This is a genomic window from Streptomyces sp. NPDC005485, assembly GCF_040606085.1.
Classification (GTDB): Bacteria; Actinomycetota; Actinomycetes; order Streptomycetales; family Streptomycetaceae; genus Streptomyces.
This window is the reverse complement of record NZ_JBEXDZ010000186.1, coordinates 1-16,933: the sequence shown is the minus strand read 5'-3', so window position 1 is coordinate 16,933 and position 16,933 is coordinate 1. Positions and strand designations below refer to the sequence as shown.

Sequence of the window (16,933 nt, the reverse complement as noted above, 5' to 3'; positions counted from 1 at the left end):
GAGGGAACCACCCGTCTCTCCGCACCGCGGCCGTGAGCTGCCGGGGTCAGCCGACGTTGTTGCCCCACAGGGCCTTGTCGTCCACGTTGTCCTTGGTCACCAGCGGGGCGGGCAGCTGGTCCTCCAGGCCGTTGGGGATCTTGACAATGGTGGAGTCGTGGTCGGTCTTGCCCGTCTTGAAGGTCTTGCCCTCTGTCGCGGCCTTGGCGTAGTACAGGGCGTACTTGGCGTAGAGGTCGGCGGGCTGTGAGACGGTGGCGTCGATCTTTCCCTTACGGATCGCGTCGAACTCCTGCGGGATGCCGTCGTTGGAGATGATCGAGATGTGGCCCTTCGCGCCGGCCGGCTTGAGCAGGCCCTTCTGCTCCAGCAGCGCCAGGGTGGGCTGCAGGAAGACGCCACCGGCCTGCATGTAGATGCCGTTCAGGTCCGGGTGCTGGGCGAGCAGTGACTGGAGCTTGGCGGAGGCCACGTCGCCCTTCCAGTCGGTGGGCAGTTCATAGACCTTGATCTTCGGGAACTTCGTCTTCATGCACGCGGCGAACGCCTCGGAGCGGTCGCGCCCGTTGATGGAGTCCAGGGCGCCCTGCAGCTCGGCGACCTTGCCCTTGCCGTTCAGCTGCTTGCCGAGGAACTCGCAGGCCTTGGTGCCGTACGCCCGGTTGTCGGCGCGGACCACCATGTAGACGTCGCCCTTGTCCGGCCGGGTGTCGACGCTGACCACCGGGATCTTCGCCGCCGACAGGGTGCCGAGGGTCGAGGCGATGGCGCCGGTGTCCTGCGGCGCCATGACGACGGCCTTGGCCCCGGTGTTCTGGAACACCTGGACGTTGGCGACCAGCTTGGTGACGTCGTTCTGCGAGTTGCTCAGCGGCAGGGCGTTGATGCCGTCGGACTTGATGTCCTTCTTCACGTACTGCGCGTAGGAGTTCCAGAAGTCGGAGTCGGAACGCGGCAGGTCGATACCGATGGAGGCGGACTTGCCGCCGCCTGCCGAGTCCGAGTCCGAGCTCTCGCGGTTGCACGCGGTGGCAAGGGCCAGTACCGCGAGCACGGCGGTGGCGGCAGTGACGGTGGAACGGGTGCGAGCGAGCTTCATAGCCGTGTTCTCTCCTTGGCCGGGGCTGGGCGCCGCAGGGTGAGGGTGGGAGGGGTGGCTGCCTCGCCCGAGGGGAGGCGGGGCAGCCGCCCGGACCGGCGGCGGTCGGCACAGGGAGGTGCGGATCGCGCCCGGCGGGGCGGAAGTGACGGTGTGAGGGTCAGCCGGTGACCGAGAAGACGGAGGCCGGGCGGTCCGACTGCGCAGGTAGAACGGGGTATGGGGGGGCTTTCCCGACCATTCCTCCGATGTATCTCGGGACGTCGAGGACGTTACGACGGCGTTGCCGACGTTGACAAGAGTTCCGGGCCGACGAATTGAGTGACTTCGTGCCGCAGACCGCGGACGGCTTGCCGAGTGGATCTGTCATGCCTGCCTTCACCGTGTCCGACCTGTGGTTTTCCTGCATCGCCGGTGAGCGGGCGGTCCGTGGACACAGCTCACGATTCGGCAACGGAGCCCTTGGGAACGTCCTTGTCGACGCATTGAGGAGGCGTGGTCGAGGGGTGCATCCCTCTGTCGAGGGGCTCTGCGGGTGAGTCGTATCCGACCTCATAGGGGAGATGGCCGTTGTGGCGTCGCGCTCGGAATCATCGGAGGGTGGGTCGTACGCACTTCCCCCGGACAGGAGAAAGCGCCCATGTTGACCAGGTGAAAGTTGTGGAACTGCCGATACATCCGAGGTATCCATTGCCAGTCGGTCTCTATGCATCTACAGTCGCGGTGCCGTCATACATCCGATGACTGACTGAGATCCGTCCTGCACCAGGGAGTTGCCCAGTGAAACTGCTACGAGTCGGCGCCCCGTGCGAAGAACGGCCCGCCGCCCGCACCGACGACGGCCGGCTGCTGGACCTCTCCTCCGTGGCCTCGGACATCGACGGTGCCTTCCTCGCCTCGGACGGCGTGAGCCGGGCCCGTGCGGCCATCGCCTCGGGCACGCTGCCCGAACTGGACGCGGAAGGCCTGCGGATCGGCGCACCTGTCACCCGCCCCGGAAAGATCGTCTGCGTCGGTCTGAACTACCGCGATCACGCCGCCGAGACCGGCGCACCGATCCCCCCGCGTCCGGTGGTCTTCATGAAGGACCCGGGCACGGTCGTGGGCCCCTACGACGAGGTGCTGATCCCTCGCGGCTCGACGAAGACCGACTGGGAGGTCGAACTCGCCGTCGTCATCGGCAGCCGGGCGCGCTATCTCGACAGTCCCGAAGCAGCGCGGGCCGTGATCGCGGGGTACGCGGTCAGCCATGACGTCTCGGAGCGTGAGTTCCAGCTGGAGTACTCCTCCCAGTGGGACCTGGGCAAGTCCTGCGAGACCTTCAACCCGCTCGGCCCCTGGCTGGTCACCGCCGACGAGGCCGGCGACCCCCAGAACCTCGGACTGCACCTGAGCGTCAACGGCGTGAAGCGGCAGGACGGCCACACCAGCGACATGATCTTCCCGGTCGACCACATCGTGGCGTACCTGAGCCAGTACATGGTCCTGGAGCCGGGCGACGTGATCAACACCGGGACACCCGCGGGCGTGGCCCTCGGCCTGCCCGGCACCCCCTATCTGCGTTCCGGTGACACCGTCGAGCTCTCCGTGGACGGGCTCGGCAGCCAGCGCCAGACCTTCGGCCAAGCGTGAAAGGCACACCCTTGACTGCAACCTCGCCCCGGATCACCGCGGTCGACACCTACGACGTCCGCTTCCCGACCTCCCGGGAACTGGACGGCTCGGACGCGATGAACCCGGATCCCGACTACTCCGCCGCCTACGTGGTGCTGCGCACCGATGCCGGTGACGGGAGCGAAGGCCACGGCTTCACCTTCACCATCGGACGCGGCAACGACGTCCAGGTCGCCGCGATCAACGCGCTGCGCTCCCATGTGGTCGGCCGCCGCGTGGCGGAGCTGTGCGCCGACCCGGGCTCGCTCAGCCGCGACCTGATCGGCGACAGCCAATTGCGCTGGCTCGGCCCCGAGAAGGGCGTGATGCACATGGCGATCGGTGCCGTCGTCAACGCGGTGTGGGACCTCGCCGCCAAGCGGGAGGGCAAACCGCTGTGGCAGCTGCTCGCCCATGCCTCCCCTGAGTGGCTGGTCTCCCAGGTGGACTTCCGCTACATCGCCGACGTCCTCACCCCCGAGGAGGCCCTCGTCCTCCTGCGCGAGGGCCGTACGGGGATGGCCGAGCGCGAGGCGCTCCTGCTGCAACGCGGCTACCCCGGATACACCACCTCGCCCGGCTGGCTCGGCTACTCCGACGAAAAGCTCACCCGGCTCGCCAAGCAGGCCGTCGCCGACGGCTTCACCCAGATCAAGCTCAAGGTCGGCGCCGACCTCGACGACGACACCCGACGGCTGCGCGCCGCCCGCGCCGCCGTCGGCGACGGCATACGCATCGCCATCGACGCCAACCAGCGATGGAACGTGGACGAGGCGATCGAGTGGACCAACGCCCTCGCCGAGTTCAACCCGTACTGGATCGAGGAACCCACCAGCCCCGACGACGTCCTCGGACACGCGACCGTACGCCAGGCGGTGGCGCCGGTGAAGGTCGCCACCGGTGAGCATGTGCAGAACCGCATCGTCTTCAAACAGCTCCTCCAGGCCGGCGCCATCGACGTCCTCCAGATCGACGCGGCCCGGGTCGGCGGAGTCAACGAGAACCTCGCCATCCTGCTACTCGCCGCCAAGTTCGGCGTGCCGGTGTGTCCGCACGCCGGGGGAGTGGGGCTGTGCGAGCTTGTGCAGCACCTTTCGATGTTCGACTACCTGGCGCTCTCGGGCACCACCGAGAACCGCGTCATCGAGTACGTCGACCACCTGCACCAGCACTTCATCGATCCTGTGGTGATGCGCGACGGCCACTACACCGCACCACTCGCCTCCGGCTTCTCCGCCACGATGCGGGAGGAGTCCATCGCCGAGTACCGCTACCCGGACGGAACGTTCTGGGCCGCCGACCGCGTCGAGCGCGCGAGCCAGGAGGATGTGGCATGACTGATCTGACCGGCCTCCGGGCCCTGGTCACCGGTGGCGCCTCCGGAATCGGACTGGCCACCGCCCGTGAGCTGGCCGCGCAGGGCGCGGCAGTCGCCGTGCTCGACCTCGCCCCGGACGGTGTCCCGGAGCCGCTGCTCGCCCTCAAGGCCGACGTCGCCGACGACACCTCCGTACGAGCCGCAGTGGAGGCCGCGGCCACCGAACTCGGCGGCATCGACATCCTCGTCAACAACGCGGGCATCGGCGCCGTGGGCACCGTCGAGGACAACCCGGACGAACAGTGGCACCGCGTCCTGGACATCAACGTTCTCGGAATCGTCCGCACCACCCGAGCGGCCCTGCCCCATCTGCGCCGCTCAGCGCACCCCGCCGTCGTCAACACCTGCTCCATCGGAGCCACCGCCGGACTCCAGCAACGCGCCCTTTACTGCGCCAGCAAGGGCGCCGTGCTGTCCCTCACTCTGGCGATGGCCGCCGACCACGTGCGCGAGGGCATCCGCGTCAACTGCGTCAACCCCGGCACCGCCGACACCCCCTGGGTGGGAAGGCTGCTGGACGCCGCCGACGACCCCGAGGCCGAACGCGCCGCCCTCAACGCCCGCCAGCCCATGGGCCGCCTGGTCACCGCCGACGAGGTGGCGGCGGCCATCGTCTACCTCGCCGGTCCCGCCGCGGCCAGCGTCACCGGCACCTCGCTCGCGGTGGACGGCGGCATGCAGGGGCTCCGGCTGCGCCCGGCGGCCCAGCCGTGAGGACCACGACACCGGGCACCGGCGCGGTCGAGGTCACGCAACTGGCACTCGGCTGCGCGGGCATCGGCAACCTCTTCCGCCCGGTCACCGAGGAGGCCGCCCACGCCACGGTGGACGCGGCCTGGGATGCCGGTATCCGCACCTTCGACACCGCGCCCCACTACGGGCTGGGCCTCTCGGAGCGGCGCCTCGGCACGGCTCTGCGCGGCCGCCCCCGGGACACGTACACCGTCTCCACCAAGGTCGGCCGCCTCCTCGTACCGAACAAGCAGGACAGTCACGACGACGACCTCGCGAACGGCTTCGCCGTCTCCGCCACCCACCGCCGCGTCTGGGACTTCAGCGCCGACGGAGTGCTGCGCTCCCTGGAGGCAAGCCTTGACCGCCTCGGCCTCGACCGGGTCGACATCGCCTTGCTGCACGACCCGGACGACCACGCCGAGCAGGCGCTGCGCGAGGCCTACCCGGCGCTGGAGCGGCTGCGCGCCGAAGGCGTGGTCGGGGCGATCGGCGTCGGGATGAACCAGTCCGCACTGCCCGCCCGTTTCCTGCGCGAGACCGACATCGACGTCGTCCTGCTGGCCGGCCGCTACACCCTCCTGGAGCAGGACGGGCTCGCGGAGCTGCTGCCGGAAGCCGCCGCCCGCGGCCGCAGAGTGATGATCGGCGGCGTCTTCAACTCCGGGCTCCTCACCGCCCCGAGGCCGGGCGCCACCTACGACTACGCCCCCGCGCCGCAGCCGGTACTGGACCGCGCACTCCGCCTGCTGGAGGTCACCGAACGGCACGGCGTGCCGCTGCGCGCCGCCGCGCTGCGCTTCCCGTTCGGCCATCCTGCGGTCGCGAGCGTGCTGACCGGTGCGCGGACCCCTGAGGAGGTCCGCGACACGGTGGAGCAGCTGCGCCGTCCGATTCCCGACGCGCTGTGGGAGGAACTGCACGCGGAGGGATTGTTGGCCGAGGGCACACCCGTGCCTCTCTCCACGCCGTCGAAGGAGCTGTCATGAGGGTCGCCCTGCACACGAGGGTGCGTGCCGACCGCGTCGAGGAGTACGAGGCCGCACACCGCGAGGTGCCCGAGGAGTTGACCGCTGCCATCCGCACCGCCGGCGTGAGCGAGTGGACCATATGGCGCAGCGGCACCGACCTGTTCCACGTGTTGGAGGTCGACGACTACGGGTCGATGATCGCCGAACTCGAGAAGCTGCCGGTCAACATCGCCTGGCAGGCGCGGATGAGCGGACTGCTGGACGTCGTCCACGACTACTCCGCGCAGGGCGGGGACGCCTCGCTGCCCGTGGTGTGGCAACTGTGACCGTGCCCCGTCCCGGGCCGGGCGTCGTCGACGCCCACCACCATGTGTGGGATCTGTCCGTTCGCGACCAGGACTGGATCGTCGGCGCCGAACTGACCCCGTTGCGCCGCGACTTCGGCATCGTCGATCTGGAGCCGGAGGCCCGCGCCGCCGGGGTCACCGCCACCGTGCTGGTGCAGACGGTCACCGTGCCGGAGGAGACGCCCGAGTTCCTGTCCCTGGCCGCACGAAGCGATCTGGTCGCCGGTGTCGTCGGCTGGACCGACCTGACCGCACCCGATGTCGCCGACACTCTGGCCGCACTGCGCGAAGGCCCCGGCGGCGAGTACCTGGTGGGCGTCCGCCACCAGGTACAGGGAGAGCCGGACCCCCGCTGGCTCGTGCGCCCCGACGTACTGCGCGGTCTGGCCGCGGTCGCCGAAGCGGGACTTGTCTACGACGTCGTGGTGAAGCCTCATCAACTCATGGCCGCCACCGAGGCCGCCGCACGGCTGCCGGACCTCACGTTCGTCCTCGACCACCTCGGCAAGCCCCCCATCGCTTCCGGCGCCCTCGAGCCCTGGGCGCATGAGGCCCGATCGCTCGCCGCCCTCCCCAACACCGTCTGTAAACTGTCCGGCCTGGTCACAGAAGCGGACTGGGGTTCCTGGACCACGCAGGACCTCAGGCCGTACGCCGAAACGGTCCTGGACGCCTTCGGCCCCGAGCGGCTGATGTTCGGCTCGGACTGGCCCGTCTGCCGACTCGCCGCCTCCTACGCCGAAGTCGTCTCCACCGCAGGGGAGTTGACGGCCTGGCTCGACCGGGCGGAGCGTCAGGAGGTCTTCACCGGAACCGCTGTGCGGACCTACGGCCTGACCCGCGTTCCTTTGACTTAACATCCGATGTGTTGACCGTCTCGTGGGCGATGCCCCGATGGTGGGACGGAGTGGGGCTTTCTTCAAGGTGGCTGCCGTTATTGGTCGTTGAGGGGCCGGGCGGCCGTTGACGGCAAAGGATCTGTTCGACGCAGTGCACCCTCTAGACATCCGATCTCTCGCTGAGCAAGGATGACATGCCCTCGGCGAATCCGATGAGGGTTGCCCTTCCTCTACGTCGGCACATCAATGGCTGGGAGATCTTGCCGTGACCAACGAGCCCCAACCGCAGCGGAGAAGCGTCCTGAAGTTCAGCGGTGCCCTCGCCTTCGCTCCTCTGATCACGCAGCTGACCGACGGCACTTCTGCGGGGCAGGCCGTCGCTGCCGTCTCCGCGGGGTCCGCCGTGCATTGGCCGGCCCTCTCGCGCAACGCGCTGAAGTATCCGGTCCCTGCCATGGACTGGCAGTCGCAGGCGCTGCCGATCGGCAACGGCCGGCTCGGCGCCATGCTCTTCGCCGACCCCGACCAGGAGCGCATCCAGTTCAACGAGCAGAGTCTGTGGGGCGGGGTCAACAACTACGACAACGCGCTGGCGGGCCGGCCGGACAGCGCGTTCGACACCGGCATGACCGGCTTCGGCTCGTACCGGAACTTCGGTGACGTCGTCGTCACCTTCGCCGACCGTGCGAAGGTGACGGCCCCCGGTGGCCCCTACCGCACCTCCTCGTCGGAAGGGGTGGACAAGACCTACGACGCCGGCCTGAGCACCAAGTGGTGCATCGAGGGGCCAGGTCCGAAGGTTCAGTGGCAGGTCGAGCTCCCCGACCCCGTCGAAGTCGCGTCCTACCGTCTGACGAGTGCCAACGACGTGCCGCAGCGCGACCCGCAGGAGTGGACCTTCCACGGCTCCGCCGACGGCGCCACGTGGACCACGCTGGACAGCCGCACCCTGGCGGCGCCCTTCGAAAGCCGTTTCCAGACAAAGGAATTCACCTGCGACCAGGCCGGGTCCTACCGCTTCTACCGGTTCGACTTCGTCCCCAAGGCAGGAGTCAGCCACTTCCAGGTGAGCGAGATCGGTCTGTCCGGCGTCGACCTCTCGGGCGGATCGATGTTCCTGTCGTCGCCCAGCGGGCACGCCGAGGGGTCCGGTGCCGGGACGGGATCCGCGGCCCCCGGCATCTCGGGCTCGGTGGACCGGGATCCGGCCACTGTCTGGCGAGTCGAGGCCGACGCACCAACGATCGTCTGGCAGACCGACCTCCAGCGCGCGGCCGCCGTCACCTCGTACACGCTGACGACGGCCCCGGACCGCCCGCAGGACGACCCCCGGCGATGGACGCTGGAGGCGTCACAGGACGGGCAGGCCTGGGTGACCCTCGACACCCAGAACCCCGGCGCACCCTTCGCCGGCCGCGGCGAGAGCCGGACCTACCGGATCACCAACAGCACGGCCTACCGCACCTATCGCCTCACGTTCACACCCGGCGAGTCGTCCACCGGATTCCAGATCGCGGAAGTCGCCCTGGAAGGCGGGGCGTTCGACACGCGCACGCAGCGCGCGTTCGTCGACTACCAGCGCGCTCTCGACTTTGTCGAGGGAATCCATACCACCCGCTTCGGCGCACCGGGCCGGCGCTTCCTGCGCGAGGCCTTCGCCGGCCGGTCCGCGGACGTCATGGTCTTGCGGTACACATCGGAAAGCGCCCGGGGACTCTCCGGAGCGATCTCCCTGACGTCCGGACAGGAGGACGCCCCGACGACAGTCGACGCCGGTGCTCGGCGGATCGCCTTCCGCGGCGTCATGGGCAACGGCCTCAAGCACGCGTGCACCGTCCAGGTCGCGCACACCGACGGCGACTTCAGCGCAGACGGGTCGCTGCTTCGATTCAGCGGCTGCACGACCCTGACCCTGATCCTCGACGCCCGCACCGACTACAAGCTCGACGCGGCCGCCGGGTGGCGCGGAGCCGATCCGGAACCGGTCATCGCCAAAGCGATCGCCAAGGCCGCCGCCCGCTCCTACGACAAGATGCGCGACGAGCACACCACCGGGATGCGCGCCCTCATGAAACGCGTCTCCGTCAACTGGGGTACGTCCGACGCCGCCGCCGTCACCCTGCCGACCGACGCCCGGCTGGCGCGTTACGCGGCGGGCGGGCAGGACCCGACGCTGGAACAGACGATGTTCGACTACGGCCGATACCTGCTCATCAGTTCTTCGCGCCCGAGGGGTCTGCCCGCCAACCTCCAGGGTCTGTGGAACGACAGCAACGCGCCGGCCTGGGCCTCCGACTACCACACCAACATCAATGTCCAGATGAACTACTGGGGGGCCGAGACGACGAACCTGCCCGAGTGCCACGAAGCACTCGTCGAGTTCGTCAAGCAGGTGGCGGTGCCCAGCCGGGTGGCCACCCGCAACGCCTTCGGCAAGGACTCTCGCGGCTGGACCGCCCGCACCAGCCAGAGCATCTTCGGCGGCAACGCATGGGAGTGGAACACCGTCGCGAGCGCCTGGTACGCGCAACACCTGTACGAGCACTGGGCGTTCACCCAGGACATGGGCTACCTCCGTACCGTCGCCTACCCGATGATCAAGGAGATCTGCGAATTCTGGGAGGGCCACCTCAAGGAGCGCGAGGACGGACTCCTCGTCGCGCCGAACGGCTGGTCCCCCGAGCACGGGCCGCGCGAGGACGGCGTGATGTACGACCAGCAGATCATCTGGGACCTGTTCCAGAACTACCTGGACTGCGAGACGGTCCTCAAGGCCGACCCCGCCTACCGGGCCAAGGTCACGGACATGCAGGCGCGTCTCGCACCGAACAAGATCGGCAAATGGGGTCAACTGCAGGAGTGGCAGGAGGACATCGACAGCTCCACCGACATCCACCGCCACACCTCGCACCTCTTCGCGGTCTACCCGGGTCGTCAGATCACCACGAAGACACCCGACTTCGCAGCCGCCGCCCTCGTCTCGCTCAAAGCACGGTGCGGTGAGAAGGAAGGCGTCCCGTTCACGCCTGCGACGGTGTCCGGCGACAGCCGCCGCTCGTGGACCTGGCCTTGGCGGGCAGCCCTCTTCGCCCGTCTCGGCGACGGACAACGCGCCCAGGTCATGCTGCGCGGACTGCTGACCTACAACACGCTGCCCAACCTGTTCTGCAACCACCCGCCCTTCCAGATGGACGGCAACTTCGGCATCTCGGGTGCCGTGGCGGAGATGCTCCTGCAGAGCCATGACGGCGTCATCCATCTGCTGCCCGCCGTGCCGGACGAATGGAGGGCCAAGGGTTCCTTCACCGGGCTCCGCGCTCGTGGCGGTTACGGGGTCAGCTGTGAGTGGCGGGACGGCAAGGTCACGTCCTACAAGATCGTGGCCGACCGGGCGCGAAGCCGGCGGAGCATCACGGTGCGGGTGAACGGCGTCGACAGGAAGGTGAAGCCGATCAAGCCGTGACGGCGCCGGCTCGGAGGCAGCGGCCGCGGGGTCAGGAAGCCGAACTACGGCCCACTTCGCGGCCCGCCGCATCTGATGAGATCCCATGTTTCGAGGCTCGATCCACGTGTTGTCCGGTGATCGATTCGCCGTAGCCGCCGAGAAGCAGCTGTACACGTTAATTCTAGAGGGAAAGCAGTGCGCGCCTCTGGACGCGGCTCTCTAGGCGCCTACAAAATACATCCTATGTCTCGGCGTGAGCTCTGCGCCTTGCGGCCGGTCCGATCGCGTTCTCCCGGGCCGCCCGGCGTCGGCCATCGAGTCGCCACACGCCGCCCACCTTGAGCCCCATGACCTCCAGGAGCCGCTCCGTGTCCTCTTCCCCCCTCAGTAGACGCTCGCTGATCAAGGCCGCCGCCCTCGCCGGAGGGACCGTCGCTTTCGGTCTGCCGCAGGTGGTGTGGCCCGACGCCGCCGAGGCCTACACCGTCCCCTCGAAGATGGACTGGTGGTACCAGGCCCGGTTCGGCATGTTCATCCACTTCGGGTCCTACTCCTACCGCGGTCACGGCGAGTGGGCGTTCTACAGCGAGAACTGGTCCAAGGCGGCCTACCAGCCCCAGGTCAGCGCACCCTTCAACCCGACCTCCTTCAGCGCAGCCACCATCGCCGAACTCGCCAAGAACGCCGGCATGAAGTACCTCGTGATCACCGCCAAGCATCACGAGGGCTACGCGATGTGGAACTCCGACGTGGCGAGCTTCAAGGACACCACCGGCACGAAGGAGTACAACCTCCGCGACTACAGCGGCTACCAGCCCGATCTGCTGGCCCAGTTGAAGACCGAGTGCGAGAGCCGCGGCATCAGGTTCGGGCTCTACTACTCGATCATGGACTGGAACCACTCCTCCCAGACCGCCAATCACAGCACCGTCTACTCCACCATGTCCTCGCAGGCCGCCCGCACCGCCTACATCACCGACATGAAGGCACAGTTGCAGGAGTTGCTGGACCGCTACGACCCCGCCGTCCTGTGGTTCGACGGCGACTGGTGCGGCAACCCCGCCACGCCCACGCTCGACGACTGGTGGGTCAAGGCCGACGGCGAGGATCTGTACAACTGGCTGATCAGCCGGAAGCCCAGCCTTGTCGTCAACGAGCGCGTCAAGCGCGATCTCGGTCTCGGCGACTTCCAGTGCCCCGAGCAGACGGTGCCCTCGACTCCGCCGGACCGGCCGTGGGAGACCTGCGCGACCATGAACGGCGCCTGGGGCTACGACGCGTCCAAGGAGAACTCCTACCGGTCCGTGCACACCCTCCTGCAGGAGTTCGTCACCGTCGCCTCCCGGGACGGCAACTACCTCCTCAACATCGGCCCCAAGGGCGACGGCACCGTCACCACCGGAACCACGAACGTCCTCAAGGGCTTCGCCACGTGGATGTCCACCTACGGCGACAGCATCTACGGCACCAGCGGAAGCCCCTTCGCCGCCGAGCCGTCCTGGGGCAGGTGCACCGCGAAGAGCGGCAAGCTCTTCGCCCACGTGTTCACCTGGCCCACCAACGGGGTGCTCCAGATCCCGGAGGTCCACAACACGATCACCCGCGTCTACCTGCTGAACGCCCCTTCGACAACGCTCTCGTACACCGTCAGTGGCGGCACCATCAACGTCACGGTGCCGGCCACCGTGCCCAACGCCGACGTCTCGGTGGTCTGCGTCGAGGTCAACGGCATGCCGGCCGTCCTCGCCGACGGGACCTACCGACTGGTGTGCGCCCGCAGCGGCAAGGCCCTGGACAACTCCAACCGCACCACCGAGGGCGGCGCGGTCGTCCAGTGGACGCAGAACACCGGGACGCCACAGCAGTGGAAGGTCACCAACCTCGGGCACGGCTACTACAAGCTGGTGTGCCTGAACAGCAACAAGGCCCTGGACAACGGAAACTCCGCCTCCGACGGCGCCACGGTCATCCAGTACACCCCCAACGCCGGTACCCCGCAGCAGTGGGCCATCTCCGCCCTGGGCAGCGGCGCCTACCGGCTCACCAACCGCCGCAGCGGAAAGGTCCTCGACAACGGCAACGTCACCACCGAGGGAAGCAACACGATCCAGTGGTCCTGGAACGGCGGCTCCCCGCAGCGGTGGGCCATGACCAAGATCGGCTGAACCCAGTCGGGCCACGCTGACGACCCACGGGGGCATGGGACCGGTGTTCCGCGCCCATGCCCCAGTGATCGCCTCACGGGATGACGTCGGAGAGTCGCCAGCCCTCTCGTCCTGGGTCGCCTACGGTCGCGGGCATGCCACACCAGAGCCGCGCCATCGTCCGGAACGCCTGGAAGGCGTTCGCGAGCCACGACGCCGACCTGATCTCCGCGGTCTTCACCGAGGACGCCGAGTGGCTGGCACCCCCGGGAAACGCTACTGCCGTTACGCTGGAGGGCCCCAGCCATCTGGTCGGCAGGGAGGCGATCGTGCATTTCCTCGCCGAGGACTTTCCCCGCTTCTTCGTGCGCGACGTCGCCGTCACCTTTCATGGTCTCTACGCCGACGGAGAGCGGGTGGTCGTGGAGGAGACCATGACGGCGACTCTGGCCGACGGCGCCCACTACGCCAACGACTACTGCTTCGTCTTCGAGCTCCGGGACGGGTTGATACACCGTGTCCGCGAGTACATGGACACAGCCCGCGGGCAGCGCATGATCTTCGGCGAGGGTGTCGGCTGAGCCCACAGCCGACCCACAGACCACCACAACGCCAGTGACCATTGGCGGCCGATGTCCCGCCGCCGACCGGCCGCCCCTGGAGCCTCAACACCCGGGCGCCGCGACGGATGATTCCCGCGCGACGCCACGGCCGGGTGGTTGAGGTTGGTTTGGGATGTGCTTTACCGGTGGTGGAGCGAGCGGGCCTGTTGGGCCGGCGCTTATTAGGCTTCCGGGGGCCGGTTCGTGTCAGGTCGTTCCGGCGTGTGTGTCCCGTGGTGAGAGGCGGGCGTCATGAGCCGTAGCACAGTGTTCAACCGTCGTACGACGTCCGGCCGTTGTGCTGTGTCCGACCGCCACGCGGTCTCTGGCGACCGCGCCGAATCCGGTGCCCGTGGGGTGGGTGGTGGGTCCGGGTTGCAGAAACGTTTTGTTGTGGGGGGTGCGGAATGAGCGGGGGTGGGATGGGGGGAGTTGCTACGGCGGTGATGCGAGGGGCCGCCGGGGGGCCGGGGAACGGGTCGGTGCTGGTGGAGCTGTGGGGGGCGTTGGGCGAGGCTGATGCGGAACGGCTGGTTGCGCGGCTGGCGGGTCGGTACGAGGGGATTTCCGTCGTACTCGAGGGAGGCGGGGGCGGGTGTCATCGGCTGAGGCTGACGGCGATCGGTTCCGCTGATTCCGGGTCCGGCCTGACCGCTTCTTCGACGGCCTCTTCCTCCATGTCCCCGACCGTGGTCCTGCCGGTCCCCTCGTCCGAGTCTGCTGAAGTGCATGGGTCCGGACGCGAAGTCGGCCCGTCGTCTGCGTCCTCTGAGGCGGTGGCGTGGCTACCGGGTGAGCTGTTGGCCGATTTGCTGGTCCCCTCACTGCGGGAGGAAGTGCCGGTCGTCGGCTTTCAGCGGGAGCTGCTGAGCGCGGCCGTCGGCGGGAGTGGCGAGACCATCGGGGCCGGGACAGGAGGGGAAGGCGGCGGAGTGGCCGTGACCGGCGGGGATGAAGGTGTGGGGCAGGTGACCTGGGAGTGGTGGGGACCGCTGGACGTGGGGTGGTTCGCCGAAGCCTGGGCATCGGTGGTCGAGCGCGAGGTGGTGCTGCGGGCGGGCTTCGACTGGGTGGCAGCGCCGCGCCTCGTGATGTTCGGGCAGGCGGGCGCGGAAGAAGCGTGTCGTGTGGTGTCGACCGGCACGGAGGCATGGGAGGAGTGGGCGGTACGGGAGCGGCGACGAGGTTTTGCTCTGTACCGGCCGCCTCTGGTGCGGTTGTTGGTGATGGCTGGTGCGGGTGCGGGTGCGACGGCACGCGTGGTCGTGACGTATCACCGGGCGCTGCTGGATGAGCGAGGGGTACGTCTCCTCATGGGGGAGCTTCTGCGGGCGTATGCGTGCGGCGGGGCGCTGCCGGGTGGGGAGCGGCGTCCGGACGTGCGGGACTACGCGGTGTGGCGGGCCGACCGGGCCACGGGAGCGGCGCGCGAGTGGTGGCGGGCGGAGCGGCCGCCGGTGGGTGCGTTGAGCTGGCCGAGTTGGACGCCTGACCTGCCAGTGGTGCCCTCCCCTTTCGAAGCGCCTGGGGCGGCTACAGGTGTCGCGGTCGGCGCCGGAGAGGGTTGGGGGCGGGCAGACGCGAGGCTCGGAGCGCGGGAGGTGGCGCGCTTGAGGTCCTGGGCTGCGGTACGGGGAGTGGGCGAAGGGAGCGTCCTGCATGTGGTGTGGGCGCTGTTGTTGTACCGCGCGGCGAGGGCGGTGGGCGTACTGCCCGTGAGTTTTGGGGTGCAACAGTCCGGGCGGGACGTGGCGTTGATGGGTGCCGCCCACATTCCGGGGCGACTGGGGGGCCCGTTGCCGATGACATTGCGGGTGGATCCGACGGCACCGCTGGCGGGGTTGCTGCGGCAGTCGCGGGATGCGCTGCTGGGGCTGTACGCGTATCCGTGGGTGTCAGGCGAGCAGATCAGCGAATGGAGTGGTGCTCCGTCCGAGGCTGAGAGCGCTGAGCCTGGTGACGAGTTGCGTGGCATTGGGCGTACGTCGGTCACCTGGGGGGCCGGAGATGCCCCGCACGGGGAACGTGCCTCCGGATCCACTCCCGCTGCGGTAAGGGACGGTGTGCGGCCGGAGACGGTGGTGGATTTCGAGGGGCGGGTGGGCTGGCCGGCCGGTGTGCTCGGTGATCTCGCGGCATTGGGCGTGCGGGTGGGCGAGGCAGTCGGCCTGGAGGGTGGCGGGGGACGGCCGTTGACGGTGACCGCCCGGCATCAGGCGGACGGCGGCCTGGATTTGACGTTCGTGCATGACCGGGCGTGGCTGTCCGACGCGGATGCGGCGCGGTGGCAGACGCAGTGCCTGGAACTGCTGCGGGCATTGGCCGGGGTGTGGGACCCGGCGATGACGGTGGGACAGGCACTGAACCTGGCACCTGTCGAGGGAACGCCGCGGACGGCAGGCTCCGACGGCCCGCTCGGTGAGACAGGTCGACCGCGCCGGTCGGTGGTACGCCGGCTACGGACGGGGCGGCCGGGCGCTGACGTGGTGGGCCTGGTCGCGGTGCCGGGAGTGCCACCAGGCTGCTACGAGCGGTTCGCCCGGGTGCATGAGGGGCCCGAGGAGATCGTGGTGCTGCGGGTGGGGGCGACAGGTGTCTCGGCCTCGGTGGTGCCGGACGTGGTGGGGGAGGGGCGCGGGCTGGTACTGGCCGGGTGCGGGCCGGGTGGCCGGGTGGCGTATGAGATCGCGAACGGCGTCGGAGCGGGGGAGCGGGGGGCGCCCCCGGTGGTGATGACGGGTCTTGGTTCGGCGGGGGACTGCGCGGAGGCGTTGGTTCGGGGATTGCGGTCTGTCCTTACGTCCCGGCCTCGTCCTTGACGATCACCATGTCGTGGGGTTCCAAGGGGTGGGGACCGCCCTTCAGTTGATGGCCAGGCGTGGTCCGCTCGTCTGGACCTTTCAGGGTTCTGCCCACGTGCGGGGTGCTGTCCAGCCGTTCTGTGCTTCCGTCGTCCTTTCCTCACGTGACCTTAAAAGCAACCGGCTGGTCTGTTTACTGGCGTGGTCGGCTTTCGGGTCGACAGGCGGATTCGTGCTGCCGGCCCAGCCTTCGGGCGCTTCCGGCTGTCCGTCCGGGGTTTCGCGCGAGCGGTTGCGGATTCGCGTGTTCCGGCAGGTAGTTGTGGAGTGCATACACCAGGAACGTAGGGGTGCGGCGTGTCCGGTCCGTGGGCATGGGGAGAGGGCGGGCGGGGGTGCGCGCCGGGGGCGTAGAGCTCGGAGCTTGGCGCGGGGGTGGATGATTCGGGGGTCCAAATCCTTCATTGACAAACCGTCTGTGCTGTTTTTTAATGAGGGTGTTGGGTGCCGCAGACAAACTGGGGAGGCGCCGTGGACATCGGGCTGCTGGGTGCATTGGATGTGCGGGAGAACGGGGTGTCGGTGACGCCGAGTGCGCCGAAGCCTCGTCAGGTGCTGGCGTTGCTGGCGCTGCATGTGGATCAGGTGGTGCCGTTGTCCGTGCTGGTGGAGGAGCTGTGGGGGGATGCTCCGCCGCGTAGTGCGCGTACGACGTTGCAGACGTATGTGCTGCAGTTGCGGGAGTTGATTGCTGCGGCGTTGTGCCGTGAGTCTGCCGGTGAGGGTGGCGCGGAGGGCGCTGGGGATGTGGGTGTGCCGGCTCCTGCGGATGCCGGTGGCGGTGCTGGTGTGGGGCGGGTGCGGGGTGCGAAGGATGTGCTGGTGACGTCGCCGGGTGGGTATTTGCTGGTGGGTGGTGGCG

At 68.8% G+C, this 16,933-nt stretch carries 12 protein-coding genes; 11 read left to right on the top strand and 1 reads right to left on the bottom strand.

Annotated features, from left to right (window positions below; all coding sequences use genetic code 11):
- Nucleotides 1–46: 46 nt before the first annotated feature.
- The gene (locus tag ABZS97_RS38310) at nt 47–1,099 is read right to left on the bottom strand and encodes a sugar ABC transporter substrate-binding protein (protein ID WP_356146001.1); all 1,053 of its coding nucleotides are present in this window, start codon (nt 1,097–1,099) and stop codon (nt 47–49) included.
- Nucleotides 1,100–1,879: 780 nt separating this feature from the next.
- Here ABZS97_RS38310 and ABZS97_RS38305 point away from each other — a divergent pair.
- The 11 genes from ABZS97_RS38305 to ABZS97_RS38255 all read left to right on the top strand — a co-directional run.
- Nucleotides 1,880–2,731, top strand: coding sequence for a fumarylacetoacetate hydrolase family protein (locus tag ABZS97_RS38305; protein ID WP_356145997.1), 852 nt, complete (start codon nt 1,880–1,882; stop codon nt 2,729–2,731).
- Between the two features lie 11 nt (nt 2,732–2,742).
- Nucleotides 2,743–4,089: an L-fuconate dehydratase gene (locus tag ABZS97_RS38300; RefSeq protein ID WP_356145994.1), complete on the top strand. Its 1,347-nt coding sequence runs from the start codon at nt 2,743–2,745 to the stop codon at nt 4,087–4,089.
- Nucleotides 4,086–4,844, top strand: coding sequence for an SDR family oxidoreductase (locus ABZS97_RS38295; protein WP_356145987.1), 759 nt, complete (start codon nt 4,086–4,088; stop codon nt 4,842–4,844). The genes ABZS97_RS38300 and ABZS97_RS38295 overlap by 4 nt, the downstream gene beginning before the upstream one ends.
- The gene (locus ABZS97_RS38290; RefSeq protein ID WP_356145982.1) at nt 4,841–5,851 is read left to right on the top strand and encodes an aldo/keto reductase; all 1,011 of its coding nucleotides are present in this window, start codon (nt 4,841–4,843) and stop codon (nt 5,849–5,851) included. Before ABZS97_RS38295 ends, ABZS97_RS38290 begins: the two co-directional genes overlap by 4 nt.
- The gene (locus ABZS97_RS38285) at nt 5,848–6,159 is read left to right on the top strand and encodes an L-rhamnose mutarotase (RefSeq protein WP_356145976.1); all 312 of its coding nucleotides are present in this window, start codon (nt 5,848–5,850) and stop codon (nt 6,157–6,159) included. The genes ABZS97_RS38290 and ABZS97_RS38285 overlap by 4 nt, the downstream gene beginning before the upstream one ends.
- Nucleotides 6,156–7,037 (top strand): amidohydrolase family protein, encoded by an 882-nt coding sequence (locus ABZS97_RS38280; RefSeq protein ID WP_356145971.1) that lies wholly within the window; start codon nt 6,156–6,158, stop codon nt 7,035–7,037. Before ABZS97_RS38285 ends, ABZS97_RS38280 begins: the two co-directional genes overlap by 4 nt.
- Before the next feature lie 247 nt (nt 7,038–7,284).
- Complete coding sequence (locus ABZS97_RS38275) at nt 7,285–10,482, top strand: glycoside hydrolase N-terminal domain-containing protein (protein WP_356145968.1); 3,198 nt, start codon at nt 7,285–7,287, stop codon at nt 10,480–10,482.
- Nucleotides 10,483–10,832: 350 nt separating this feature from the next.
- A complete protein-coding gene (locus tag ABZS97_RS38270; RefSeq protein ID WP_356145965.1) occupies nt 10,833–12,629 on the top strand; it encodes an alpha-L-fucosidase in 1,797 nt (598 codons plus the stop codon).
- 134 nt (nt 12,630–12,763) lie between these two features.
- Nucleotides 12,764–13,189 (top strand): nuclear transport factor 2 family protein, encoded by a 426-nt coding sequence (locus ABZS97_RS38265; RefSeq protein ID WP_356145959.1) that lies wholly within the window; start codon nt 12,764–12,766, stop codon nt 13,187–13,189.
- A 503-nt stretch (nt 13,190–13,692) separates the two neighbouring features.
- The gene (locus ABZS97_RS38260) at nt 13,693–16,029 is read left to right on the top strand and encodes a hypothetical protein (protein WP_356145955.1); all 2,337 of its coding nucleotides are present in this window, start codon (nt 13,693–13,695) and stop codon (nt 16,027–16,029) included.
- A gap of 513 nt (nt 16,030–16,542) precedes the next feature.
- Nucleotides 16,543–16,933, top strand: a 391-nt coding sequence (locus ABZS97_RS38255) for a winged helix-turn-helix domain-containing protein (protein WP_356145952.1), incomplete at its 3' end; no start/stop codon positions are given.